General features: G+C 27.5%; 26 protein-coding genes and 3 tRNA genes. 22 read left to right on the top strand and 7 right to left on the bottom strand.

Annotated features, from left to right (window positions below):
• Window positions 1–144 precede the first annotated feature (144 nt).
• From rpoS to BSV1_RS01045, 9 genes are all read left to right on the top strand, one after another.
• Window positions 145–945: an RNA polymerase sigma factor RpoS gene (rpoS, locus tag BSV1_RS01085; protein WP_002557358.1), complete on the top strand. Its 801-nt coding sequence runs from the start codon at window positions 145–147 to the stop codon at window positions 943–945.
• 50 nt (window positions 946–995) lie between these two features.
• Window positions 996–1,877: a divergent polysaccharide deacetylase family protein gene (locus tag BSV1_RS01080; RefSeq protein WP_008882263.1), complete on the top strand. Its 882-nt coding sequence runs from the start codon at window positions 996–998 to the stop codon at window positions 1,875–1,877.
• Window positions 1,874–2,914: a tRNA (adenosine(37)-N6)-threonylcarbamoyltransferase complex transferase subunit TsaD gene (gene tsaD, locus BSV1_RS01075; protein WP_008882288.1), complete on the top strand. Its 1,041-nt coding sequence runs from the start codon at window positions 1,874–1,876 to the stop codon at window positions 2,912–2,914. Before BSV1_RS01080 ends, tsaD begins: the two co-directional genes overlap by 4 nt.
• Complete coding sequence (locus BSV1_RS01070) at window positions 2,889–3,683, top strand: PfkB family carbohydrate kinase (RefSeq protein ID WP_008882206.1); 795 nt, start codon at window positions 2,889–2,891, stop codon at window positions 3,681–3,683. The genes tsaD and BSV1_RS01070 overlap by 26 nt, the downstream gene beginning before the upstream one ends.
• A 148-nt stretch (window positions 3,684–3,831) precedes the next feature.
• Entirely contained in the window at window positions 3,832–4,923 is a 1,092-nt protein-coding gene (murG, locus tag BSV1_RS01065) for an undecaprenyldiphospho-muramoylpentapeptide beta-N-acetylglucosaminyltransferase (protein WP_008882159.1), read from the top strand.
• On the top strand, window positions 4,920–5,408 hold the full coding sequence (locus BSV1_RS01060; protein WP_008882172.1) for a CvpA family protein: 489 nt from the start codon (window positions 4,920–4,922) through the stop codon (window positions 5,406–5,408). The genes murG and BSV1_RS01060 overlap by 4 nt, the downstream gene beginning before the upstream one ends.
• A 10-nt stretch (window positions 5,409–5,418) precedes the next feature.
• Entirely contained in the window at window positions 5,419–6,465 is a 1,047-nt protein-coding gene (locus BSV1_RS01055; RefSeq protein ID WP_008882212.1) for a hypothetical protein, read from the top strand.
• Window positions 6,462–7,610: a two-component system sensor histidine kinase NtrB gene (locus BSV1_RS01050; protein ID WP_008882199.1), complete on the top strand. Its 1,149-nt coding sequence runs from the start codon at window positions 6,462–6,464 to the stop codon at window positions 7,608–7,610. Before BSV1_RS01055 ends, BSV1_RS01050 begins: the two co-directional genes overlap by 4 nt.
• A 2-nt stretch (window positions 7,611–7,612) precedes the next feature.
• Window positions 7,613–8,971 carry a sigma-54-dependent transcriptional regulator gene (locus BSV1_RS01045; RefSeq protein WP_008882166.1) on the top strand — a complete coding sequence of 453 codons (1,359 nt, stop codon included), beginning with the start codon at window positions 7,613–7,615 and terminating at the stop codon, window positions 8,969–8,971.
• A gap of 247 nt (window positions 8,972–9,218) precedes the next feature.
• Here the strand turns inward: BSV1_RS01045 and BSV1_RS01040 are convergent, their stop codons facing one another.
• A complete protein-coding gene (locus tag BSV1_RS01040; RefSeq protein WP_008882158.1) occupies window positions 9,219–10,106 on the bottom strand; it encodes a LysM peptidoglycan-binding domain-containing M23 family metallopeptidase in 888 nt (295 codons plus the stop codon).
• 110 nt (window positions 10,107–10,216) lie between these two features.
• Here BSV1_RS01040 and BSV1_RS01035 point away from each other — a divergent pair, with 110 nt between their 5' ends.
• Both BSV1_RS01035 and BSV1_RS01030 read left to right on the top strand, forming a co-directional pair.
• Window positions 10,217–10,546 carry a nucleoside triphosphate pyrophosphohydrolase family protein gene (locus tag BSV1_RS01035; protein ID WP_008882255.1) on the top strand — a complete coding sequence of 110 codons (330 nt, stop codon included), beginning with the start codon at window positions 10,217–10,219 and terminating at the stop codon, window positions 10,544–10,546.
• 39 nt (window positions 10,547–10,585) lie between these two features.
• Entirely contained in the window at window positions 10,586–11,443 is an 858-nt protein-coding gene (locus BSV1_RS01030; protein WP_008882219.1) for an undecaprenyl phosphate translocase family protein, read from the top strand.
• Between the two features lie 12 nt (window positions 11,444–11,455).
• On the opposite strand, the gene BSV1_RS01025 is transcribed toward BSV1_RS01030, so the two are convergent.
• The 3 genes from BSV1_RS01025 to BSV1_RS01015 form a co-directional block, all read right to left on the bottom strand.
• Window positions 11,456–11,539: transfer RNA gene (locus tag BSV1_RS01025), tRNA-Leu, on the bottom strand.
• Between the two features lie 67 nt (window positions 11,540–11,606).
• Complete coding sequence (locus BSV1_RS01020) at window positions 11,607–12,266, bottom strand: hypothetical protein (RefSeq protein ID WP_008882203.1); 660 nt, start codon at window positions 12,264–12,266, stop codon at window positions 11,607–11,609.
• Window positions 12,267–12,312: 46 nt separating this feature from the next.
• Entirely contained in the window at window positions 12,313–12,909 is a 597-nt protein-coding gene (locus BSV1_RS01015; RefSeq protein WP_002557344.1) for an ATP-dependent Clp protease proteolytic subunit, read from the bottom strand.
• A gap of 201 nt (window positions 12,910–13,110) precedes the next feature.
• Here BSV1_RS01015 and BSV1_RS01010 point away from each other — a divergent pair, with 201 nt between their 5' ends.
• The 6 genes from BSV1_RS01010 (at window position 13,111) to BSV1_RS00985 (ending at window position 19,544) form a co-directional block, all read left to right on the top strand.
• Window positions 13,111–14,178 carry an NAD(P)/FAD-dependent oxidoreductase gene (locus tag BSV1_RS01010; protein ID WP_008882208.1) on the top strand — a complete coding sequence of 356 codons (1,068 nt, stop codon included), beginning with the start codon at window positions 13,111–13,113 and terminating at the stop codon, window positions 14,176–14,178.
• 191 nt (window positions 14,179–14,369) lie between these two features.
• On the top strand, window positions 14,370–15,329 hold the full coding sequence (locus BSV1_RS01005; RefSeq protein ID WP_008882261.1) for a ribonuclease Z: 960 nt from the start codon (window positions 14,370–14,372) through the stop codon (window positions 15,327–15,329).
• Window positions 15,330–15,337: 8 nt separating this feature from the next.
• Entirely contained in the window at window positions 15,338–16,267 is a 930-nt protein-coding gene (locus tag BSV1_RS01000) for an ABC transporter ATP-binding protein (RefSeq protein WP_008882285.1), read from the top strand.
• Entirely contained in the window at window positions 16,264–16,998 is a 735-nt protein-coding gene (locus BSV1_RS00995; protein ID WP_008882192.1) for an ABC transporter permease, read from the top strand. The genes BSV1_RS01000 and BSV1_RS00995 overlap by 4 nt, the downstream gene beginning before the upstream one ends.
• A gap of 4 nt (window positions 16,999–17,002) precedes the next feature.
• Window positions 17,003–18,511: a GldG family protein gene (locus tag BSV1_RS00990; protein ID WP_008882216.1), complete on the top strand. Its 1,509-nt coding sequence runs from the start codon at window positions 17,003–17,005 to the stop codon at window positions 18,509–18,511.
• Window positions 18,512–18,530: 19 nt separating this feature from the next.
• On the top strand, window positions 18,531–19,544 hold the full coding sequence (locus BSV1_RS00985) for a DUF4340 domain-containing protein (protein WP_008882298.1): 1,014 nt from the start codon (window positions 18,531–18,533) through the stop codon (window positions 19,542–19,544).
• A 216-nt stretch (window positions 19,545–19,760) separates the two neighbouring features.
• Here BSV1_RS00985 and BSV1_RS00980 read toward each other — a convergent pair whose 3' ends face one another.
• Window positions 19,761–21,029 carry a hypothetical protein gene (locus BSV1_RS00980; RefSeq protein WP_008882301.1) on the bottom strand — a complete coding sequence of 423 codons (1,269 nt, stop codon included), beginning with the start codon at window positions 21,027–21,029 and terminating at the stop codon, window positions 19,761–19,763.
• 98 nt (window positions 21,030–21,127) lie between these two features.
• Between BSV1_RS00980 and BSV1_RS00975 the strand changes: the two genes are divergently transcribed.
• Genes BSV1_RS00975 through BSV1_RS00965 form a run of 3 tightly spaced genes read left to right on the top strand, consistent with a single transcriptional unit; the run spans window position 21,128 to window position 23,433 of the window.
• On the top strand, window positions 21,128–21,586 hold the full coding sequence (locus BSV1_RS00975) for a septum formation initiator family protein (protein ID WP_008882200.1): 459 nt from the start codon (window positions 21,128–21,130) through the stop codon (window positions 21,584–21,586).
• Window positions 21,587–21,592: 6 nt separating this feature from the next.
• Window positions 21,593–22,573, top strand: coding sequence for an ABC transporter permease subunit (locus tag BSV1_RS00970; protein ID WP_008882299.1), 981 nt, complete (start codon window positions 21,593–21,595; stop codon window positions 22,571–22,573).
• On the top strand, window positions 22,573–23,433 hold the full coding sequence (locus BSV1_RS00965; protein ID WP_008882286.1) for an ABC transporter permease subunit: 861 nt from the start codon (window positions 22,573–22,575) through the stop codon (window positions 23,431–23,433). The genes BSV1_RS00970 and BSV1_RS00965 overlap by 1 nt, the downstream gene beginning before the upstream one ends.
• Before the next feature lie 8 nt (window positions 23,434–23,441).
• Here the strand turns inward: BSV1_RS00965 and BSV1_RS00960 are convergent, their stop codons facing one another.
• Complete coding sequence (locus BSV1_RS00960; protein ID WP_008882185.1) at window positions 23,442–24,077, bottom strand: endonuclease III domain-containing protein; 636 nt, start codon at window positions 24,075–24,077, stop codon at window positions 23,442–23,444.
• Between the two features lie 102 nt (window positions 24,078–24,179).
• Here BSV1_RS00960 and BSV1_RS00955 point away from each other — a divergent pair.
• Window positions 24,180–24,253: transfer RNA gene (locus BSV1_RS00955), tRNA-Arg, on the top strand.
• Window positions 24,254–24,260: 7 nt separating this feature from the next.
• Window positions 24,261–24,333, top strand: a tRNA-Pro gene (locus BSV1_RS00950).
• A gap of 84 nt (window positions 24,334–24,417) precedes the next feature.
• Here the strand turns inward: BSV1_RS00950 and BSV1_RS00945 are convergent.
• Window positions 24,418–26,520, bottom strand: coding sequence for a P83/100 family protein (locus BSV1_RS00945; protein ID WP_008882193.1), 2,103 nt, complete (start codon window positions 26,518–26,520; stop codon window positions 24,418–24,420).
• Window positions 26,521–26,560: the final 40 nt, after the last annotated feature.

Raw genomic sequence — 26,560 nt, 5'->3', positions numbered from 1 at the left:
AAAACACTCCCACCTAAAAACTCAAAATTATATCCAATTTAATTAAAAAATGGTTTTAAATTAAATTGGCACAATTTTTGCATGAAAGTTAAGTAGTAAAAACTTAATCACAATATTCAAAAAAGGGGAGAAAATATAATAACTATGAACATATTTAGTAATGAGGATTTAAACATATATTTAAAATCAGTAAGAGAACACAAGCTAATTACTCACGAAGAAGAAATTAAACTTGCAGGACAAATACAAAGAGGCAATGCAAAAGCAAAAAACAAGATGATAAATGCAAATTTGCGACTTGTTTTAAAAATAATAAAAAGATATGCGGGCAAAGGGCTAAAAATTGAAGACTTAATTCAAGAAGGCAACTTGGGATTAATAAGGGCTGCTGAAAAATATGACCCGAATAAAAATACCAAATTTTCAACTTATGCATCATTCTGGATTAAGCAATCACTACAAAGAGCATTAAACACTAAAACCAGATTGGTAAAAGTCCCATACAGAAAAGAAAATCTAATACTACAAATAAATAAATATTTAACAGAAGAAGAAAAATCGCCCAAAAAAGAAGAAATAATGAAAAGATTCAACTTATCCCCTGCTCAGTATATAAAAATTATTCCCTATCTTGAAAAAGAATATTCTCTGGACAAAGAAATAGAGGGATCTGAAAATTCAACACTCTTGAATCTATACGAGGATAATTCTTTTAACCCTGAAATTACCCTTGAACAAGATTCAACTCTAAAACATTTGAATTATATACTTGAAACAAAATTAAATGAAAAGGAAAGATACATAATTAAAAAAAGATATAACCTAGACAATAGTCCCAAAAAAAGCACCTTAAAAGATATTTCAACAGAACTTGGAATATCATCAGAAACTGTAAGACAGATTGAAAAAAGAGTTCTTAAAAAATTAAAAGAAGAAATAAATTAACATTGACATTCATGACATGTTCTGGTCTACTTGTAAGTCAGTGGTCATGAATGTTTGTATTTTATATTAAAAAAAACAAGTTTATTATTGTAATTTTTATTATAATTTCTATTGTTATTGCAATAACTCAGGCATTTGCAAGTTTTTTATATTTTAATGACAATTCAAAAATTGCAAATGCCCCACTTAAAAATAGGTTTGAAAAAACACAAAAAGAAAGCTTAATAATAAAAAACAACACCGAGAATAAAAAAGCAAAAAGCAAGCCTAAGTTTTACTTAATCATTGACGACGTGGGTTATGATGAATTTATGTTAGAACAATTTATAAAACTTAATCTTAAAATAAATTATGCTATTATTCCATTTTTACCAAAATCAATGAGTTTATACAAAAAACTAAAAAATGCTAACAAAACAGTAATAATACATTTCCCAATGCAATCAAAACATAGAAATTCAATAGAAAAATTTCATATAAACATAAAAGATAAAAAAGAAGAAATACACAAAAAAATCGAAAAAGCATTTAAAAAGTATCCTGATTCAAAAATAATGAATAACCATATGGGAAGTTTAATCACTTCAAATAAAGATTTTATGAAAATCATTTTAGAAAAGCTTAAAGAGATTGACAGATATTTTTTCGACAGCGTAACCATTGCAGGAAGCGTACCAGAAATAATAGGCAAAGAAATTGGAGTTAAAGTAGAAAAAAGAGACGTATTTCTTGATAGCAAAGACACAGAAGAGTCCGTAATCAAGGAGCTTGAAAAAGCAAAAAATATTGCTAGAAAAAATGGAATGGTAAAAGTAATAGGACACATTTGGTCTAAAAATACGCTAAAAGTCCTTAAAAAAGAAGGACCTGATTTAACCCAGGAATTCGAATTCGACAACTTATTAAATCTTTACGAGGAAACAATCAGATGAAAGTGCTTGGAATAGAAACCTCTTGTGACGACTGTTGCGTAGCTGTAGTAGAAAATGGAATTCATATTTTAAGCAATATAAAATTAAATCAAGCCGAACACAAAAAATATTACGGCATAGTGCCTGAGATTGCCTCAAGACTTCATACGGAAGCTATTATGTCTGTTTGCATAAAAGCGCTCAAAAAGGCAAATACTAAAATATCTGAAATTGACTTAATAGCTGTAACATCTAGACCTGGACTTATTGGGTCTTTAATAGTTGGATTAAACTTTGCCAAAGGTCTAGCAATTTCATTAAAAAAGCCTATTATTTGCATTGATCACATCTTGGGTCATCTTTACGCCCCTTTAATGCACTCAAAAATAGAATATCCATTTATATCATTATTATTAAGTGGTGGACATACATTGATTGCTAAACAAAAAAATTTCGATGATGTTGAAATACTTGGAAGAACTCTAGATGATGCTTGTGGAGAGGCTTTTGATAAAGTGGCAAAACATTATGATATGGGATTTCCGGGAGGTCCAAACATCGAACAAATGTCTAAAAATGGAGATGAAAATACATTTCAATTTCCAGTTACCACCTTTAGAAAAAAAGAAAACTGGTATGATTTTTCATACTCTGGACTAAAAACAGCTTGCATACACCAACTCGAAAAATTCAAAAGCAAAGATAATCCAACAACAAAAAATAATATAGCTGCAAGCTTCCAAAAAGCTGCCTTTGAAAATCTAATCACCCCACTAAAAAGGGCAATAAAAGATACTCAAATCAACAAATTGGTAATAGCAGGGGGTGTTGCAAGCAATTTATATTTAAGAGAAAAAATAGATAAGCTTAAAATACAAACTTACTACCCTCCTCTTGACCTTTGCACAGACAATGGAGCAATGATTGCGGGACTTGGATTTAATATGTATTTAAAATATGGAGAAAGTCCAATTGAGATTGATGCAAATTCAAGAATAGAAAATTATAAAAACCAGTATAGGGGGAAAAATAATGAAAAGAATTTTAGCAATGCATGATATTTCAAGCATGGGAAGAACATCTCTTACAATATGCATACCAGTAATATCTTCGTTTAATATGCAAGTTTGTCCTTTTGTGACAGCTGTCCTTTCTGCTTCCACAGCTTATAAAAAATTTGAAATAGTGGATTTGACCGATCATTTAGAAAAATTTATCAATATATGGAAAGAACAAAATGAGCACTTTGACATACTCTATACCGGATTTCTGGGAAGCGAAAAACAACAAATAACAATAGAGAAAATAATTAAATTAATAAAATTTGAAAAAATTGTAATTGACCCTGTGTTTGCTGACAATGGGGAAATTTACCCTATATTTGATAATAAAATAATTAGCAGATTTAGAAAAATCATAAAGTACGCAAACATAATAACACCCAATATCACAGAACTTGAAATGCTAAGCAAAAGCCCGCAACTTAACAACAAAGATGATATCATAAAAGCAATATTAAATCTTGATACAAAAGCGACAGTAGTTGTTACAAGCGTTAAAAGAGGAAATCTCTTGGGAAACATTTGCTACAATCCTAAAACCAAAGAATACTCGGAGTTTTTTTTAGAAGGATTAGAACAAAATTTCAGTGGAACAGGAGATTTATTTACTAGCTTACTTATAGGATATTTGGAAAAATTTGAAACAGAGCAAGCCTTAGAAAAAACAACAAAGGCTATTCACCTAATAATAAAAGAGTCAATTAAAGAAAATGTTTCAAAAAAAGAAGGGGTTCGGATTGAAAATTTCTTAAAAAATACATTTTGAATTTAAATTCCATTAAATTCAATTTTTAAGATTGAATCAATTTATTGGTACAAAGGAAATACTGATATTGCAATATATTATTAAAATAAAATGTGAAAAAATTTATTACAAAGTAAATGCTTTATTGTTTTCATGAGTAAATAAAAATATGTCAAATAAAAAAATAATATTTTTTACAGGGGGAGGAACTGGAGGTCACGTATTTCCAGGAATTTCCATCATACAAAAATTAAAAGAATTTGATAATGAAATTGAATTTTTTTGGATAGGTAAAAAAAATTCTATAGAAGAAAAACTAATAAAAGAAAAAGATAATATTAAATTTATTTCGATTCCATGCGGAAAACTTAGACGCTATTTTTCTTTTGAAAATTTTACTGACTTTTTCAAAGTAATACTTGGAATAATAAAAAGCTTTTACGTTTTAAAAACATATAAACCTCAGCTTATCTATGCAACCGGAGGATTTGTTTCAACTCCTGCAATTATTGCATCCAGTTTGCTAAAAATAAAAAGTATAACCCATGAAATGGATCTAGATCCTGGACTTGCAACAAAAATTAACTCTAAATTCGCAAATAAAATACACATAAGCTTTAAAGAAAGTGAAAAATACTTCAAAAATTACAAAAATATTATTTACACAGGATCTCCTATAAGAAGAGAATTTTTAAATCCAGATCCCAAAATAATCAAACAGTTGACGCAAAACACTAGCAAACCAATTATTAGCATACTTGGGGGATCTCTTGGCGCTAATGCTTTAAACAACCTTGCACTCTGCATTAAAAAGGATGCTGAAATCTACTTCATCCATCAATCGGGGAAAAATTTAAATGACCTGAGCGAAAAGAATTACCTTAGAAGGCAATTTTTTAACGCAGAAGAAATGGCAAGTATAGTTAAATTTTCTAATATAATAATAAGCAGAGCTGGGGCTGGAGCAATAAAGGAATTTGCAAATGCTGGTGCATGTGCAATTTTGATCCCATTTAAAAAAGGTTCTAGAGGAGATCAAATTAAAAATGCAAAATTACTAACAAATCAAAATGCCTGCATTTATATAGATGAAGATGAAATTTTAAATATAAATATTTTAAAAATTATAAAAAAAACTTTAAAAGATAGAGAAAAAATCAACTCTCTCAAAGAAAATATCAAAAAATTCAATAATAAACATTCTTCAACTTTAATAGCCAAATTGCTAATAAAAGATATTAAGGAGACAAAATCTAAATGATAATAAACGATCCTGTGAAAATAACTGGAATAGTAGACATATTAATAATAATAATTTTTACATCTTTGGGATTTAGAGGATTTTTAAGAGGATTTATTAAAGAAATTAGCGGATTTGCTGAAGTTTTTGTTTTAATCCTACTGCTTTACAAAAAAACTGAAGAGTTTAGAAGGCTTGTTGAACCTATTATTGAGCTATCCTACATTCAAGCACTACTTGTATTTTTTTTGCTTATACATATAGGATTTTTAATACTACAATCCCTAATAGAATCAATAATAAGTCAACTTAAATTACTATTCTTCAATAGAATACTAGGCTTAGTACTTGGCCTACTTGAAGCTTTTGGAATAATTGCAATCGTGGTTTACATAATACACTCACAACAAATATTTAAACCTGAATATTTCCTAAAAGAAAGCAAACTACTTGATTATTTAAATCCTGGAATAAACTATCTCTTTAAAATTTCAAAAACAAAATAAGGGACCAATAATGACAATGTTTCCAAAAATTGCAAAAGAGATAATAAACGAATATGATCAAAAAATACTGCCAAATGCAATCCTTTTACTAGGAGAAAAATTTTCATCAAAAAAGATTAGCGCAATTGAGCTTGCAAAAAAAATATTAAACGGAAAAAACTTAACAAACCCTAATTTGCTCATTTTCTCAAATCTTGACACAGTAGAAGCAAAAGCACATCTTTCTACAAATTCGCAAAAGATAGTAAACAAATACCTAGAATATATTAAAACTGTAATTTTTACCAAATGTTATTTCAGTAATGAAAAAAATTTAAAAAAAATAGAAAAAAATATCAACTACATTAATTCTGTTTATTATGAAAAAGAATACAATGAAAACATAAAAAATGAGCTTATAAAAAATATAGAAAATATAAACAAAGAATTAAATCATAGCATTACTGTTTATGATGTAAAAAAAATTCAAACTTGGATTTTTTCTGAAAAAGAAAAACCAAAGGTAATCTACATAAACGAAATCGAAAATTTATCATTTAATGTCCACAACTCACTTTTAAAAATATTAGAAGAGCCTCCTTCAAATATTTACTTTATCTTGGCAGCAAGAAATAAAAACAAAATACCAAAAACAATACTTTCAAGACTTAGAGTCTACAATTTTGCAAAACTAGAAAGAAGCTTAGAAATTCAAAGATTTAAAGAAAGCTTTCTAATAAATAAAGATATAACAATTGAAGAGTATTTCGCCTCATTTTACAAAGAAGAAAGCAAAAAAATAAAAAAAGAATTGACAAAAATTCTAAATATAATAAAAGAAAAAAAATCCATATTTAATCTTGAAGAAGGCGACTTTATAAAAGATGATCAAAGCTTTAAAATATTTTTAAACGAACTTACAATTAACATTAGAAAAGATTTTTTAGAAAACAAAATAGATATTAATCAATATCTAAAGTACACAGAGCATTTGAAAAATATTTACAAATATCGCCCCTATAATCAAAATAAAAAATTAATAATAGAAAACTTGATGCTAAATTATGAGGAGATATGAATAATTTTTTCAAAAAAGCTTTAACAAAGCTAAACAAATTATCTAACGAACAAAAAACTAAATTTATTGAACAAATTTACAAAAAAATAGAAATATATGACGGAATATTTGCATCAATTAATGAAGGAATCATTGTACTTGACAAACAAAACAATATAATCTATTCAAACAAGATTTTATACCAAATTTTAGCTTTAACATCTAAATCAAAAATAGAAATTCTTGATGACATTCAAATTCCAATCTTAATAAATTTAATAAAAGAACTAGTTAGAACAGAGGATAAAATAATAGGATTAGAAGTTCCAATTTCAAACAGCATATATATTAAAATCTCATTTATGCCCTATGTAAAAGAAAAAAAACTTGAAGGCAACATTATTTTAATCGAAGACATTAAAGAGAAAAAAAAGAAAGAGGAACTATTTAGAAGAGTTGAAGCTTTGGCCTCTTTTACAAGGCATGCAAGAAATATTGCCCATGAAATCAAAAACCCACTTGGAGCAATCGATATAAATTTACAACTACTAAAAAAGGAAATTGAAAAACAAAAAATGAAAAATGGTAAAGCTGAAAATTATTTTAAAGTAATAAAAGAAGAAATAAACAGAGTAGATAAAATAGTAACAGAATTTTTACTAACTGTCAGACCAATAAAAATTAACTTACAAGAAAAAGACATTAAACAAGTAATAGGCAGCGTATGTGAATTGTTAAATCCTGGATTAGAAAATAAAAACATAAAACTATTGCTTAATTTAAACAAAATAAGCAATATTCTCATTGATGAAAAACTATTAAAACAAGTTATTATAAACATCGTTAAAAACGCAGAAGAAGCACTGCTTGAAACAAAAAAAGAAATAAAAAAAATAGAAATTTTTCTCTTCGAAAAAGACAATAAAATACATATCAACATAAAAGATACCGGAAACGGAATAAAAGATGCGGTAAAAGAGGAAATATTTAAACCTCAATTTAGCACAAAAGAAAAAGGAAGTGGAATAGGACTTACTATTTCTTATAAAATAATAAAAGAGCTTGGAGGTGAAATTTTTGTGGAAAGCAAAGAAGGCGAAGGCACTATTTTTACAATTACACTGCCTAAACTAAATAAAAAAAATATTTTAATTGAAGGGTATTGAAAATGAGCAAAATACTTGTAGCTGATGATGAAAAGAATATTAGAGAAGGAATTGCTACTTATCTTGAGGATGAAGGATATTTTGTTTTCACTGCTAGTGACGGAGAAGAAGCTCTTGAAACAATTGAAAATGAAAATCTTGACGTAATAATATCTGACCTGAGAATGCCCCAGATATCTGGAGAAAAATTGCTCAAAATAGTTAAAGAAAAAAACTTAGGAATACCTTTTATTATTCTAACAGCCCACGGAACAGTTGATTCTGCTGTAGATGCCATGAGAGAGGGTGCTTATGATTTTTTAACAAAGCCCTTAGACCTTGAAAGACTTTTGCTAATAATAAAAAGATCACTAAACAAAAAAGAAAATAACGATGATGAAAATGCTAATTTAGAAAATATACTAATAAGAAAAGATCTAAAATACTATGAAAAAATCATGGGAAAATCACTATTAATGCAAAAAATTTTTGAACTTGTAATAAAAATAGCAAAATCAAATGCATCTGTTCTTATAACGGGAGAAAGCGGTGTTGGTAAAGAAATAATAGCAGATGCTATTTTTGATCTTTCAAATAGAAATGACAAACCATTTATAAAAGTAAATTGCGCTGCACTTTCTGAAAGCATCCTTGAAAGTGAACTTTTTGGCCATGAAAAAGGAGCATTCACTGGAGCAATTTCCAAAAAAAAAGGCAGATTTGAACTTGCAAACAAAGGCACAATTTTTCTTGATGAGATAGCAGAAATTTCACCTGAAATTCAAGTCAAACTTTTAAGAGTACTGCAAAACAAAACTTTTGAACGCGTTGGGGGAGAAGCTACAATTAAAGTTGATATCAGGCTTCTAGCTGCAACAAACAAAAACATTGAAGAGGAAATTAAAAAGGAAAAATTTAGAGAAGATTTATTTTATAGATTAAATATCATTAATATAAACATACCACCTTTAAGAGAAAGAAAAGATGATATATCCTATTTAACAAACATACTAATAAAAGACGTCGCAAAGGAAAACAATAGAGAAGAAAAAACTCTTTCTAATGATGCAATGAAAGCTCTCTATTATTACGATTGGCCAGGAAATATTAGAGAATTAAAAAATGTACTTGAAAGCGCATTAATATTATCAAAAGGCAAACAAATCACTAAAGAAGATTTACCAGCAAAAATCAAAAATAATGAAAATCTTATATTTAAAATAACACTACCAATAGGAATTAGCCTAAAAGAAGCTGAAAAAGAAATAATAAAACAAACACTTTTTCATTCCAAGAACAACAAAAGCAAATGCGCAGAAATACTAAAAATAGGAAGAAAAACTTTACACAATAAAATAATCGAATATAATATTGATCAATAGGATTTATTTTAAATTATTAAATTATAATGAGTACAAAAAAATAATACTGTTTTAAATTACATGTATATTTTTGAAACCAAAAAATTTTTTAATGCCAATAATTATATTAAAATGAAACACTTTCTTTTAAAATTATGGCGTAAAAGTGTAAAAATATTTTTATCAAACAAATAATTATACACCATTATTTATTAATAATCAATACAATTTGATAATTCAATATATTTAGCTGGCTGCAGAGCCTGCCTTACTTTAAAAACTTTAAAGGGTTAATAGGAATATTTTTTTTTAATATTTCAAAGTGCAAATGGGGACCAGTTGCGCGACCCGTTTGCCCAACCCTTCCAAGAAATTCTCCCGATTTAACAAAATCGCCTATCTTTACAGAATATAAATTTAAATGCCCATAAAGAGATTTAATATTGTTTTTGTGCCCAACCACAACAAAATTCCCATAAAGATCATTATATCCAGCTTCAATAACTATTCCAGAAGAAGAAGAATACACTTCAGTATTCATTGGAGCTGCAAGATCTATTCCCGTATGGAAACTTTTATTGCCAGTGAAAGGGTCATTTCTAAATCCAAAATCAGAACTAACAATAAATTTTTTTAAAGGAAAAATAAAATTGGCATTTAAGAAAAAAAGCAACTCTGTGCCTGAAAAAAGTCCAAAATCTGGATTCTTAACAAAATCAAAAAAATAAAATTCATAAACTCTGTCGTTCTTTTTAATTTTTACCTTTTCAGCTTTAGTAAGATCCCTTGTTGCTAAAAGCAAATTATTAAACCTATAATCTTTACTATCAAAAACAAAAACTCCTTTTTTACTAGGAATAAGAATCTCTTGCCCAACACTCACAGCAGGAGAATCTAATAAATTAATAGTAGCAATGCCAGACTGCCATCCATTTATTTTATTGGCAATTTTAAAAAAAGTATCCCCTTTTTTAACTTTATATGAGTAAAAAAACAGAGGAATATGTTGTTTTTTATTATATTTTAAAACTTTAATTTTAAGATCAGAAAAAACAGGATCTTGCCTTGAGAAATTTTTTATTTCTGGATAAGAAAAAACATAAATTATTTTTAAAAAAAAGAAAACTGCATTAAATAATAAAAAAATTTTACTCATACTATAAATTCTTTAACGATTAATTAATCAAATATAATAAAAAACATAAAAAAAATAAATCCTATTTGGACTTGCAAATAATAACAAACTGTAATAAACTGTCTCTCAACATGGAACTAAACGAATACCAAGAAAAAGCAAAAAAAACTGCTAAATACAAAAGTAAAAAAGAAGAATTAATTTTAACAACACTTGGCCTTGCTGGTGAAACTGGAGAAGTTGTTGAAAAAATAAAAAAATTGGGAAGAGATAAAAATTACATTATTGATGATGAGTATTTAATATCAATTAAAAAAGAGCTTGGGGACGTATTATGGTACTTGTCAAGTTTAAGTAATAATTTAGGCATTACGCTTGAAGATGTTGCCCTTACAAACCTAAAAAAAATACAAAAACGACATGAAAATGGAACAATAAATGGCGAAGGCGATGACAGATAAGGCATTTAAATTAAAAATACTCAAAGCTTAAAAATAAAAATGCTTAATATTTATATCAAGGGAATTTTACTTGGAATTGCAAACATAATCCCAGGGGTTTCTGGGGGAACACTGGCTTTAATATTAAAAATTTATTACAAAATAATAAACTCCATCTCAGAAATCTTAAAGCTCACAGAAATTAAAAAAAATTTAATGTTTTTAACTATTTTGACAACAGGAATGTTAACCTCAATATTATTAACTGCAAAAATATTTAAAACTTATGCTTTTGACAATGGAATAATAGAAGCACTGCTAATAGTATTTTTCATAGGATTAGCATTTGGAAATATACTAACACTAAAAACAGAAATATCTATAAAAGAAATAAATAGTAATACAAAAATATTAAATAATTTATTGTTTTTTATTGGCATGAGCATTATCGTGCTCTTATTAATACTCAAAGAATCTAATATACAATTGCAAAGTACAATACCTAAAGACAAAAACTCAATAAAATATTACTTATTATTGATATCCTCTGGAACAATAAGCGGAGCATCAATGATCTTACCGGGAATCTCAGGATCTGCAATGCTTTTGCTACTTGGCTTTTATAAAGAAATAATACTTATTGTGTCTGAATTTAACATTATTCTTATTACAATATTTGCAGCAGCTGCAACAATGGGAATAATTACATCAATATTAATAATAAAGAAAATAATAGATAAGCACTTAAATAATTTTATTTATTTATCAAAAGGCTTAATTTTTGGATCAATTCTACAAATGATATTAATTGTATTAAAATTGAACTTTAAAATCGGCTTTACATCTTTTACATCTCTGGGAACATCATTCATACTGGGAATCTTTATAAACAAAAAATTGGCTGAGAAACATAAATAAAAAATTTAAAAATACCGAAGACCGGACTTGAACCGGTACGGAGCTTCCTCCTCAGGATTTTAAGTCCTGTGTGTCTACCAATTCCACCACTTCGGCATAGAATAATATAATAAATAATAATATATTGCAATGTCAAGTTAAACAAGAAAATAAATATAAAAACTCAATTGATAACTATTTTTTGAGGAAAATTTTCAACAACATAATTGCTATGCAAATAATCTGCAATTACAAACATAAATGAATATAAAGAAACCCTAGCAAAAAAATTAGAAAAAACTCTAAAATCAATTTTATTTGCTAACATTGAAATGTCGTTTGAATCATTTATTAAGCTAAAAAATCCATTTTTAATTAATAAATCAAAAATAACAAATTCAGATTCATCTAAAATAAACATCAATTTATCCATTTGGGCTTTTAAATATAAAATTTGTTCACTAATTTGCAAATTGGCAATACTTTTAATAAAATCCTTGCTTAAATTATAAATAACAATACCATAGTGATTATTCTCAAATTTAAAATCCACAAGCAATCCTAATTTTAAATCGCAAGAATCTTGCATTAAACTTAAAACTTTAATATTTATTTTGCGCTTAGAAAGAATGCTAACAGAAAGACCCCTACCTTGATCAATAAAATAAGCATTCTTAAAAGCTCTAAATAAAACTCTATTATTAATTAAATCAAGAACATTTTTATTCTCAAGATTCTTAATAATTATTAAATCAAAACTTTGATTTAGAATATTATAAGCAGAATCAAGTAACCCTTGAGAAGAGTCATCATTTAAATTAAAATTTGCAACCTTAAGCTCCAAAACACTAAAATCTGTATCTACAACACTACAGGAAAAAAATAAAACACTAAGCGGAAATAAACTCTTCAAGTTGATACTTTGTCTCAACAACTTCAAATACAAGCCCATACTTTTTTGCAGCGCTGCTATCCAACCAAAAATCTCTATCAGTATCCTTTTCTATTTTAGAAATTTTTTGACCCGTTTCTTTTGAAATAATATTATTAAGCTCTTTTTTAACTTTATTTAACTCATTAGTGTAAATCTCAATATCTGTAGCAACTCCCTTAAATCCACTCAAGGGCTGGTGCAATAAATACCTGGCAAAGGGCAGTGAAAATCTATTTTCTAATTTTGCAGCCAAAAAAATTAAAGCAGCAGCGCTAGCAACAAGCCCTACTCCAACTGTAAAAACTTTAGGCTTAACAAAACGAATCATATTAAAAATAGCAAATCCAGCATCAATGTCGCCTCCTTCTGAATCAATATACACAAATATAGGCTTTTTAAAATCTAGAGTCTCTAGCAATAATATTTTTTCCTGAAAAAGCCTGGAAACATCCTTAGTAATCTCACCAGCAATAACTATTGATCTGCTCTTTAAAACTAACTTCAATGATTTATCATGCAAAACACAAGCATCATTATCTTCTTTCCCGGTCATAAAACATCCCTTATACAAAAACATAATGATATATTATAATTGAAAATAAAAGGTTTTTAAATGATAAAAAAGCACAAAAATTAAACAATTGCACTTAATTTCTGAAAAGCAAAAGACTAATAAATCTTTAATTAAGCTTCATCAAAGTCAAAAAATACTCTAAATTTTACAAATTAAGTAAAATTTAAAAAGGAGCTTATAATGCACCATGAATTTGCAGTTATCGGAGGGGGAATAGCGGGAAGCACCGTTGCTTACGAACTGCTTAAAAGAAATAAAAAAGTAATTCTTTTTGATGATGAAGATACAAAAGCAACAATAGTGGCGGGCGGGCTTATTAATCCTATTATGGGTAGAAAAATGAACATTGCCTGGAAAGAACCACATATTTTTGAATTTGCAAAAAACTACTATCAAGAAATTGAAAAAACCATTAAATCCAACTTTTTTATAGAAAAAAATATCTTTAGACCCTTTACTACTGAAAATCAAAAAAATGAACTGATTGATAAACTTGAAAATAATAAAAACATAACAAACTTTATTTTAAAAATACAAGATGGAAAAACTTACAATTTCTCAAACGACTCTAACGGCGGAATGATAATAAAAGGCGCTAGGGTTAATACAAAAACATATATAAAAAATATTAAAAAATACTTAATCGAAAAAAATTCTTACATAAGCAAAAATATAAACGAAAATAAAATTAAACTTGGAGAAAGTTTTTTCAAAATAGAAGATTTGAAATTTGAAAAATTAATATTTGCAAAAGGGTATAAAGAAAAACTCAAAGGATTTTTTTCTTATCTCCCATTTGAGCCTGCAAAAGGCGAAATCATTATATTAGAATGCAAAAAATTAAATTTTAAAGAGATTTACAATAGACACGTATCTTTAATTCACTTAAAAGGCAATAAATTTTACCTTGGAGGCACTTACGAATGGAACACTTGGAATACACTTACAAATGAATGGGCAAAATTAGAGCTATTGAAAAAATTTAAAAAAATAACAAATCTAAAATGTAAGGTCATTGCTCAAAAAGCACATATAAGGCCTTCAACCCTTGACAGAGAACCTTTCTTGGGGGAACACCCTAAGCATAAAAATATCTTTATATTAAATGGTTTTGGAACAAGGGGCATATCTATGGCTCCATACTTATCCAATTTATTAGTTAATAATATTGAAAAAATTGACAAAATTCCAAATCATTACAATATTAAAAGATATGCAAAATATTACAATATTTTGGATCATTCTTAAAATCAAAATTTTTAAATCCATACATACTGACAAACGACTACTATTAATATTTCTAAATTCATAAAAAAATAATATAATGTTTAAGTTAAGCTAAAATAATTCTTATCCAAAGAGAAACTAAGAGTGAAACAAGATTTAACAAAGCAAATAAAATTAATTGACACTTTCAAAATAAACCAGGAGAATGATCTTTGGGATTTAATATTAATATCATAGGAACTGGAGGAACAAGGCCACTCCACAATAGATATTTGTCATCCGTACTAATCGAATACAATGGAGATAACTTTTTATTCGATTGTGGTGAAGGAACCCAAATGTCTTTAAGGAAACAAAAAATATCCTGGCAAAAAATAAAAATGATTTGCATTACACACTTACATGCTGACCACATCACAGGACTACTTGGAATAGTAATGCTAATGTCACAAAGTGGAGAAACAAGAAAAGAGCCATTAATAATCGCTGGACCTGTTGGAATAAAAACCTATACACAAGCTAATATAAATATGCTTAAAATATATAAAAACTATGAAATAATTTATAAAGAAATAATCATAGATAAAACCGAAAAAATAATATATGAAGATAAAACAAAAAAAATTGAATACACCAAACTAAAACATTCAATAGAATGTGTTGGATATTTATTTATAGAAAAAGATAAACCCGGCAAATTCAACACAGAAAAAGCAGAAGAGCTAAATATTCCTAAAGGGCCTATTAGAAAAGCCCTACAAGATGGAAAAGAAATATTGGTAAACGGGAAAATTATAAAGCCATCAGAAATACTTGGAAAATCTAAAAAAGGACTAAAAGTTGCATACATTACAGATACTGGTTATTTTAAAGAACTTATACAGCAAATCAAAAATTTTAACCTTGTAATAATTGAAAGCACATTTAAAAATGAGCTAAAAAAAGAAGCCGATAAAAAACTTCACTTAACAGCTGGCGAGGCTGCAAATATTGTCAAGCAAGCAAAAGTTTTACAAACGGGACTTATCCATTTTAGTGAAAGATATACATTAAGAAAAGATCTTGAAAACTTACTAAAGGAGGCAAAATTGGAATATCCAGACGGAGAAATTTTTTTAACAAGAGATGGAATGAGGCTTGAAGCAAACAAAAATAACTTTATTATTAAATAGGAGGGTATATGATAAATGTAGAAAAAGTTACTAAAATGTATGGGCCATTTACAGCACTATTTAATGTTAGCTTTAAGGTTGAAGAAGGTGAAGTACTTGGTATACTTGGCCCAAACGGAGCCGGAAAGTCCACATTAATCAAAATCTTAACATCATTTCATTATCCAAGCAAAGGTAATGTAAAAATTTTTGGAAAAGACATTGTAGAGCATTCGAAAGAAATACTACAGCAAATAGGATATGTTCCTGAAAAACTAGCTCTTTATCCAGAGCTTTCTGTTAAAGAATACTTAAAGTTTATATCAGAAATAAAAGGTGTTAAAAAATTAAAAAAAGAAATTGATAGAGTAATAAGCATATTTAAATTAAAAGAAGTTGAAGATAAGCTGATTTCTCAACTTTCAAAAGGATTTAGACAAAGAGTAGGAATAGCTGGTGCTTTAATAAACAATCCTAAGCTCGTAATACTTGATGAGCCAACAAATGGTCTTGATCCAAATCAAATAATTGAATTTAAAGAATTTTTAAGAGAGCTTGCAAAAGAAAGCACAATATTATTCTCTTCACACATACTAAGCGAAGTAGAATCTATTTGTAAAAGAATAATTATTGTCAACAACGGAGTAATTGTTGCTGATGAAACAAAAGAAAATATTATTAAAAATAAACTTAAAGAGATTGAAATAGAATTAATAGTTTTAAAAAAATCTGAAAATGAGAAAAAAATTTTCAACAGCAAAAATGATATTTTTTCATTAATAAAGCTTGAAGAACACGAAAAAGACTTAAATATTTCATTAAAACTATCTCAAGGCAAAACAGAAGAAGATCTCTTTAGCTACATAGTAAAAAATAACATAATCTTAAAAGCAATGATTCCAAAACATGAAAGCCTTGAAAAGATATTTAGCAAATTAACCAAGGAGAGAGAAAAATGAAAATAGATTTAAAGCAATCTTTATCGCTTTCTAAAAAAGAACTAAAAATATTATTTGGAACTCCAACTGCATACGTTGTGATGCTATTTTTTTTAATATTCATAAACTTTTCATTTATTTTTTTATCAGGATTTTTTATTAAAGACAATGCATCTCTTACCTCTTATTTCTCTTCAATGCCTATTATTTTAATGTTGGTACTGCCAGCACTTAGCATGGGAGTATTCTCAGAAGAACACAAAACAGGAAGCATTGAACTTCTTTATGCTCTACCGCTAAGCCCTCAAGAGATAGTCTTAGGCAAATTTATTACGCTTAAAATATTTACCTTAATACTATTCTCACTTACCCTACCTCTTACAATAATGACAATTTTCATGGGCGAATTTGATCTTGGGATAATATTGCTTCAATATCTAGGGATAATTCTTTATTCTCTTTCTGTGCTAAGCATGGGAACATTTATATCCTCCATTACAAAAAGCCAAATAGTCTCTTACATTCTTACCGTATTTACATTGATATTAATACTATTTTCTGGGAAATTGGTTATGATCTTTGGAAAAGAAAATATAATAGGAGAAATGCTTAATTTTGTTTCAATAACTAATCACTTTAGCTATTTTAATATGGGCATATTAAACCTATCAGACTTTATTTATTTTATTACATTCACAATCACATTTCTAATACTAAGCACACACAGCATAACACTAAAAAAATGGAGATAAATTTATGAAAAATAAAGAAAATGAAGTTTTAAACCTAACTTTGAACCTTACAATAATCTTTTTGATTTTTTGTAATATATCTATTTTCATTTTTAAAATAGACTTTACAAAACACAAAGCTTTTACAATATCTAAAGTTACAAAAAATTTGTTCTCAAGCGCAAATGAAACAATATATATAACATATTACAATTCAGGAAGCCTTGAAAACTATTTTGCTTTTCCAAACCAAATAAAAAATTTTTTAATAAGTTTTTCTGATGCTTCAAAAGGTAAGGTAATTTATAAAGAAATTGACGCTGATAAAATTTCAACACCATTAGAGCACATTGGTATTCCCTCTCAGCAAATCGACTTAAGAGATATTAATCAGCTTTCAATACTCAAAATATACTCAGGAATTGAGATTATTTACGAGGGGAAAAGAGAAGTAATACCGGTTGTAACAGAAATCAGTAATTTAGAATATGACCTTGCAAATGGACTTGACAAACTAATAAATAATACAAAAAAAGTTTTAGGACTTGCTTTTGGAGACAACACTTTAAAAGAAGCACATAAAAACTTTTCCGAAATAATGAAAAAAGCATTTGGAATTGAAATAAAAGAAATAGATTTAAAAACTGAAAAATTAGAAGACATTAGAAAAGATATAAATGGATTATTCATTATTGGCGCTAAAGAAATTGACGAAGAAATTGCAAAAAAAATTGACGATTTTATTGTTAATGATGGAAAAATATTTGTTGCAACAAGCACAATTGACTACAATCCTCAAAATCCATATGGCATAACTCCCATTAAATCCAGCCTATTTGATCTATTTGAAAGTTATGGGATAAAATACAACGATAACATTATTCTTGACAAAAGAGCGCCCACAATATTTTTGGGTGGCAATTTCCAAACTTACTATCCATGGATCTTAATAGATAAAAGCAATATTGTAAAAAAAGACATGCCATTACTTAAAAATTTTTATACCGCTACAATTCCTTGGAGCAGCTCATTAGAACTTATAAAAAAAGATGAAACAGAAGTAAAATTTTTACCTCTATTTGCAAGCTCCAAACAATCATGGCAAGTTAAAGAACCTAACCTTTCAAACATATCTTTGAATGCATTTGAAATTCCAAATAAATTTGAAGAGAATAAAACTAAAATACTAGGATATGCAATTGAAGGAAAAATTAAAAGTCCCTATAAAGATCAATATTCCAAAAATTCTAAAATAATCCTAACAGGATCAAGCATGATATTTAGTGATTATATGTACAACGGTTCTCCATCAAACTTTGAACTATCAGGAAGAATTTCGGATTATTTAATGCAAAAGGAAGAATTTTTTAATATTAAATCCAGAGAGGTACGAGCTAAATTAAAATTTGCAAGCTCTTCAAACGAAATGGTCAACGCAAAGTTTTCATTAATAATTGTTAACTTAATTATTCTTCCAACAATAATATTAATATTTGGACTTATTAGATTTACTAGAAAAAGAAAAGCAAATTAATAAGAACAAAGGAGTGTTTATGACAAAACCAAAAATATTCTCAATCAATAAAGAAAAAATAAAAATATTGATAATAGTACTGTTAACATCTACATTCTTATTGGGAATAATTTTTTCAAATGAAAATAAAGTGGCAAGGATTCTTGAAGAAAAATTTTTTGATTTTGACTTTAATTTAATTTCTAAAATTGAAACAGAGCTTGAAGGAACGCTAACAAAACTTGGCAAAGATTGGATTCTAACATACAATAAACAAAATATTCCTGTTGATAACAAAAAAGTTAACTCTCTAATCAAAGCATTAGACGAGCTTCAAAAAAACAAACTTGTAAGTAGAGATCAAAAAAAACATAAGGAACTGGGAATTAGAGAAAATCCAAGCTTTAAATTATTTGACAATAATAATAAGCTGCTAACAGAAATTTTTGTTGGAAAATCAGGAGAAGGCGATTCAAGACTGGCATACATTAAAGGTAGTGACGAAAATGTTTACTTAACAAAAAACATTTTCTTATCATACAAAGGAAATTCTTATAATACATTTTCAGATACTACATTGTTCCAAGAAAAAAACACAAAATTAGAAAATTTATCATTCAAAATAATAAGAAAATTAAACAAGGAAAATGAAAATAATATAAATAATAACTATGAGATTATCACTAAAGATGGCCTTTATTTTTTAAATAAGCAAAAAATGACAAAAGAAAGGCCTTTAAATATTATTGCTGAATTTAAAGCTGACGGACTTGAAATTGATAAATCTAAAATAGATGATTATAATCTTCAATACAAGATTGAAGTCAAATGGAGCAATAAAAGTGTCAATAATATTGAAGTTTATTTTAATAAAAACGAAGAAAATGACAAAGACATATTAATCAAAAAAGATAAAGATGAATATTACTACATGACTAGTAAATGGACTTTTTTTGATGTATTCGACTTAGAAAAAAAATTAACAGAAAAAGATAATATTTCTAGCAACGATAATCAAGAAGATAATCATGAACATCACAACAATGCAGATTAATCTTGCTATATATAAAAAGCATTAAAAGAAAAACATATAAAAATAAATATACTCAAAATATACCATGACAAAGACAACATTTTATCAAAAGATAAGATGTTGTTTGACTTTACTGATATATCTTTTAAATTAAAATTAATATCAAACAAACCGCTCAGTTATCAAATATTAATTTTAAGAATTTTTATAAAAAATAGAACTTAAACGAATGGATTTTTAACCTTTAGTAAGTAAAAATTTAACTTTTTTTAAAACTTCATACTCTTGTTTAATTTTAAAAATATTTCTATTAGGATTTAACTCAAGTTCACTTTCTACCCTATCAATAAAATTTATTAATATGGCTTTTTCATCGCTATTTAGCATAACATTACTTAAAGATTCTTCAGCATTAAATTTGCTTACAACCTTTTCAACATCATTAAAATTAAAATTAGAAGGAAAGGGGTCCTTAGTTATGCTTTGAGAACTGGGCTTTTCATAATCAGCAACATCATTGCTTTGGTCTTGATCTGCTTTATCTCTCAAATTATCATGCAAATTTTTCTCTCCAGCATTAGAAAAAGAGCCTTCGGCAACCGTAGAATCTAGATCCTCTTTTAAAATATTTTCAAAATCATCAAATTCTTTTAGCGCAAAACGTTCACCAGAGTTTTTAAGAATCGCACAATTATCACCATTCTCATGCTCAATGTTTTCATTCTCATCAATTAAATCCAAACGTTGTTTATTATCTACAAAGCTCTCCAATTTTCTAGAGTTATCGCTAGCAATAGAATAGGGATCTTCTGCTTCCACTTCATGTCCTAAAGAAGAACTATTATCCAAATTTTTATTAACAGAATCTAGGTGTTTATCTTGCTCTGTAGCAAAGCTTTCAAATTTTTCACTGTGATCGTTATTATTATTTAACTCCATATTTCCTATGGACACATTATCACTGTCAACATTAATATCTTCTTTTTTAAGAATATTATTAGAAAAATTATCAGCCACATGCAAATTGTTAGTCAAATTCAAATCTTTATCTCTATTAAATTTAACATCGTGCTGAACTTCTTCATTTTCTTTTGGAGTATAATTAATACCTTCAAGCAGCGCATCTAATTCTTCTTGACCAATAGAAATATTGGGCAAATTATCTTCTTTTTTGGAAAATGAATCATCCGTCTCGGATGATTTTTTTTCAAAATCCTTCGAATCATAAGAAATAAAATCCCTTTGAACAAGCTTAAGAGTATTATCAAGCATTTCTTTTTCAACTCTCTCAACACGAAGCTCAACGCCCTTCAAACAATTAATCAGCTCGCCGTGCCTTTCTTTTAAGATGTTATCGAGTTTTAACAGCTTTTCATCTAAAAAAGTTTTAAGATTATCTGGAGCTGTAGAAACAATATCAACAGACTCACTTCTTAAAAATACCTTTTCAATATCAAAATTAACTTCCTTGGGACCTTCTTTGATAAAAAAAACACTTTCCTTCATGCCAAACTTGCTCTCCAAAACTACTCAATAAAACTACAATCTAAACCAATTTTAACTACTTGTAAATATAGTATATTAAGAATATAATTACAAGCTATATGGCTATTTATAAAAAAATTGCAATGTCTTTTTACTCAGGAATACTAAGCTACTTTATAATAGCTCCCATATTTGGAGAGAGAGGATTTGTTAATTATCAAAAATTGGATAACAACTTAACATTAATAAAAAATCACATCGAAAAACTAAAAGAAATTCAAAAAGAATTAAAAGCAAGATATATTAACCTACAAGTATCTAAATCAGAAATTCTAAAAGAAGCTAAAAAATTGGGCTACTACCCAAAAAACTCAACAGTAATAAAAACCAACAATAATAAAGATCAATATAACCAGGGGCAAATATTAACCTTACAAAAACCCCTTTCCAAGAATCAAAATTTTTACCTTATATCAATAGCAATAGGTTTAATTTATTATTTTTTATCAAGCTGCATTATCCAAACCAAGAAAATTACAAAAAGCAATAAGCTTGCTTCCAACAACTCTAAGGATTAGTCTTTATTGAAAATATTTATTTTAAAAAATACAATATATTTATTAATTAATTTAACTTGTGCATCATTTTTTTGCGTATCGTTAGTAAATCTTTTTTCAAATGAACAACAGTATACTCCTTTTGTTAAAACAAATGTCATACAAAATTACTTACAATACATTGGAGTATATAAAAGTATAGAAAGATATGCCCTGATACATGACTTTAACCCTAAATCAAAATTAGAAAAAGATTGCTTTTTAAAGCATATAGCTGGCAATTCATATATAATATACAAAACAAAAAATGAGGGAATACTGTGGGGCGATCATCGATACTCTCTGCTGAGCAAAGGAAAGCCAACTACTAAAATAATTTTTCAAAAAATATTTAATACTTTAAAAGTCTCAATTCCAGGCGCCCTACTCTCTTATATTGCAGCAATAATCCTTATTATAATTTGGAAAATTTACATAAAAAATAATCTAATAAATAATATTCTAGAATATTTAATGCTATTGCTCCACTCCATGCCAAGAAACTTAACAGTATTTTTAATATTGTCTTTAATATATTACCTTAATTTAAATCCAAAAAATTTAATAATGGGTGGATTTGCATGGTTTTTTTCATTCTTCATATTTAATTCTGTAATTTTTAAACAATCTCTTGACAAAACTTTATCAGAATTTTATATAAAAGCTGCAAAATCAAGAGGAATAAATAAATTGCAAATAATCTTAAAACATGCATTAATTCCATCAATAACGCCACTGCTCACAAACATGAGACCTATTATTACAACCGCTTTTTTTGGAGCATCAATGATTGAATCAATGTTTGAAATTGATGGAATTGGGGCATTATATTTAAATGCTTTGAAATTTAACGATCATGCTATTTCTAAAGATTTGATTTTTATTGGTGTTTTCATTATGCTTATTCCAAATATAATAACAGATATACTAATTTACAAAATTAACCCATATAAGGACACTCTAAAGTAATGAAACCAGATACAATAATAAAAAAAATTTATATCGTACTCTTTAATATATTTATTGTGTTGCTAATTATTACTCCGTCATTGGTTAATGAAAATTCAAAAATTGCAATCTATAAAAAAGATCCAAATAAAGTCTATTTAAAATCTATTAAAAATGTACCTATGCCACCCACAAAAGACAACCCATTAGGAATCGACAAAATGGGAAGAGATATTATGGCAAGATTAATAATTGCAACCAGAAACTCTATTTTACTTTCACTAAGCTACGCAACAATTTCTGCAATAATTGGAATATTTATTGGAACAATTATTGGCATGTTTAGTTTTGAAATTTGTATGCTGATTTCAAAACCAATTGAAACATTGCAAACATTACCCTTTTTTTACATTGTGTCTTTAGTTTTTTACTACTTTTTAAAACAAAAAACTTACAATATGCTTCAAACAGCAACACTATTGGCATTGATTCATGGATGGATTAGATTTGCTTTTATTGCAAGAAATAATACATTAATAATAAAAAATTTAGATTATATTAAAGCCAGCGAAGCTATGGGAGCAAGCAAAATTAGAATAATATTGTATCATATTTTTCCAGAAGTATTCTCATCAATATCATCTATAATCCCATTGCAAATGGGAAGAAGTCTTACTACTTTTGAAGTAGTAAGCTTTTTACAAAAACAAGATAAAAATCTATATCCCAGTCTTGGAGAACTGCTCAACTATATGCAAATGGGCAATAAATATCTATGGATATGGATCAATCCCCTACTCATACTAATAGGCATAAACATAATACTAGCAATTATAAATTTTAAGCTAAGAAAAAAAATGAAACATTTAATATCATCTTAAATAAAAAATTAACAAACTCTTGGAGCAAATTTTTCTAAAAAACAATTATCACAATTTGCATTTCTAGAAGTACAAATTTCTCTTGCATGCTTATTAATAGCCATAGAAAATCTATACTGTTTACAAGGTTTTATTCTTCTTTTTAGATCCAATTCAATCTTAATAGGAGAACTTTCCAAAGAAAGAGCATGTCTTGTAATAACTCTACTAAAATGAGTATCTACAATAATTGCGGGTTTATTGTAAACAGACCCAAGAATAACATTTGCTGTTTTTCGACCTACTCCAGGTAGCTTAATAAGATCAAAAATATTATTTGGAATAACACCATTAAATTTTTCTAAAATATCAATAGAGCAATTCACAATATTTTTAGCCTTTCTTGAATAAAAGCCAGTCTTATAAATTAATTTTTCAACATCTCTCACATTTGCTCTTGATAAACTTTCAAAATTCTCGTACCTTTCAAAAAGGTACGGAGAAATTTTATTCACTAAATTATCTGTTGTTCTTGCACTTAAAATAACCATTATTAAAAGTTCATAATTGTTTTTATAATTTAAAAAAGGTTTAACATCAGGATATCTAAACAAAGTTTCATCAACAATCAAATCAAGATTAATCATAAAAAAATTATAAAACATTATAAACACAAAACAAAAATAAAAAATATACAAAGTAAAGGTATCTAGACTTTATTGACAAGGATTTTTCAAAATGATATACTCATCATTAGAATTTTAAATGCACCAATAGCTCAATTGGATAGAGCAACAGACTTCTAATCTGTAGGTTTTAGGTTCGAGTCCTAATTGGTGCGCTTCATTCGGGATGTGGCCTAGTGGCTAAGGCACCTGCTTTGGGAGCAGGGGATCGTGAGTTCGAATCCCACCATCCCGAAAAAATATTAAAAAAGCTAAAAACTTTTGTTTTTAGCTTTTTTAGTTTTTTAACAATTTATACAAATTTAATCTAACTGTAAAGTTATTTAACTTTCTTTAAAGTATTTGCATCCAAAATAACTAGACTTTTAAACTCATCTTGCAAATAAATAAAATTTTTTCTCACAGAAAAGCTAGTAAAAGGCATAATTTTATTCTCTGAAAGAATAAACTCATCTAAATTTTTAGGAGAAAATTTGGCCAATCTCCAATCATTACTACTATCTTTATCCCTAACAGCTACTAAAATCATTTTAGAATCAACATAAAGAGATGAATTTTTATTAATCTCAAAATTAGACTCTGATACCACTTTTAAATTTTCAAGTTTATCAAGTATCTGAAGCTTAGCTTTTCCTGAATCCATTTTAATAACAACCAAATCTTTTTCACGTTCATAAATTCCATACCGCTGAATGCCTTGCTGAGTGCTTTCTTTAAGCCTAACGCCAGTATTTAAATCAATAAGTTGAAGAGTTCCTAAATTTGTAATTGGATCAATAACCTCTAAAAATATAGGACTACCGGAATCTACAGACATAGTAGTCAAATCTTCATTCAAAGAAGTACCTTGGTCTTTAACCTGAGGCTTAGTCTTTTGTAAATTAACATCTTTATTATCTGTCTCCTCTTTTGAATCAATGTCTTTATAAGAAGACTTATCTAACAGTGACAATTCGCCAACATTGTTATTAGACTTGGAAATCTTATCTAATTTATCAACTTCAGAAACAGGTTTAAATTCTTTTTTACTATCTAATTTTTTATCTTCGGATAATTTTTGATCTTCTGGCATCATAAGATTTTCATCATTATTCAAATCGCCTAAGCTTTTCTGTGATTTACCCTTGATTATTTCTTCTTCCTTGACTTTACTTTTTTCTTTGCTAGAAGCTTTAGAATTTAATTCTCGATCAAGATCTAAGGCTTTGCCATCTTTACTTGTTTTATCATCTTTACTTTTTAAAAGTTCTTCATCACTTTTTTTGATTTCAGTTTGCTTTTCAATTTCTCTTTTCTGATTTTCATCACCAGTTTCTTTAAGCTGCTCCTGCAAATCTTCCAGACTCTCTTTTATTTGCAGCTGCTTATCAACTTTAGGAGAACTTACATCACCAGGTTTTGGTAAATTCTTTTCCTTATTAATCTCGTTAATATCCTCTTGAATTTTCTCTCTAACAGTATTTCTTTGAACATCTAAATTATCTTCAGCAGAATCTAATTTTTGCTGAGCTTTATCAAGATTGATTGCCTTTTTATCTAGTTCTTCCTTTTGTTTCTTTTTAGCATCAACCTGACTTTCAATTTCTTTTTTATGCTCTTCATCTGTAGCTTTTTCAAGCTGATCCCTTAAATTTTCAATAGTTTCTGTTATATTGGAATCACTTTCATGAATATTGTCTAATTCAATATCAATTTTATCTTGATCTGCCTTATGAGTTTCGCCTTGAATATCTGTAATATCTCTTGCAAAGTTAACACCTGCTTCATTTTCACTTAAAAGAGCTGCTACCACCTTATCTGTAACTAAACTGTCAATATCAATGTCAGACTCAATATTTCCAGACAAAATATCCTTTTTAAGAGGAATAAATATTTGTGTCTTTCCAGCCCACTGACTATAAACCCTAGAAAGACCTGCATTTTCTTTGGTTAAAGACTTTAAAGCAGCCTCAATATAAAACCCTTTATAATAATCCCAATCTCCTCTATAAACAGCATTATATATTGTAATAACCTTAGCAATTAATTCTGCACTAGACCTGTCATAATCGAAAGACTTTATTAAATACCCTGTAAGAATTCTTCTTAAATTCAATATACTGTCAAGCTCTGACTTACTGCCAATAGAAAAAACATCAACGCTTGCTTTTTTATCTTGATCATCAATAAATCTATTAATAAAATATTTACCATAATAACTTGAATTGCTATTGGAATTGGTCAACGGTCTTGCTAAAAACTCCCCAATACCCACTATTTGTTCATATGTATTTGTAGAATCATAAGGGCCTTTATAATTTACAAACTCAAGATCCATATTAACAAAGTCCTTTAATTTTTCCCTATCAACTTCTCTTGCACTAACAGGAAATCCATTCAAGAAAATAAGAAAAAAACTAAAGATTAGTAACATTTTTTTCATAAAAGAAATTCTCCTATAAATTTAATTATAATCTACCTTA

It is taken from the genome of [Borrelia] finlandensis (assembly GCF_000181875.2).
Taxonomy (GTDB): Bacteria; Spirochaetota; Spirochaetia; order Borreliales; family Borreliaceae; genus Borreliella; species Borreliella finlandensis.
The sequence above is the reverse complement of the archived record's forward strand: the minus strand, read 5'-3'. Positions and strand labels throughout refer to the sequence as shown.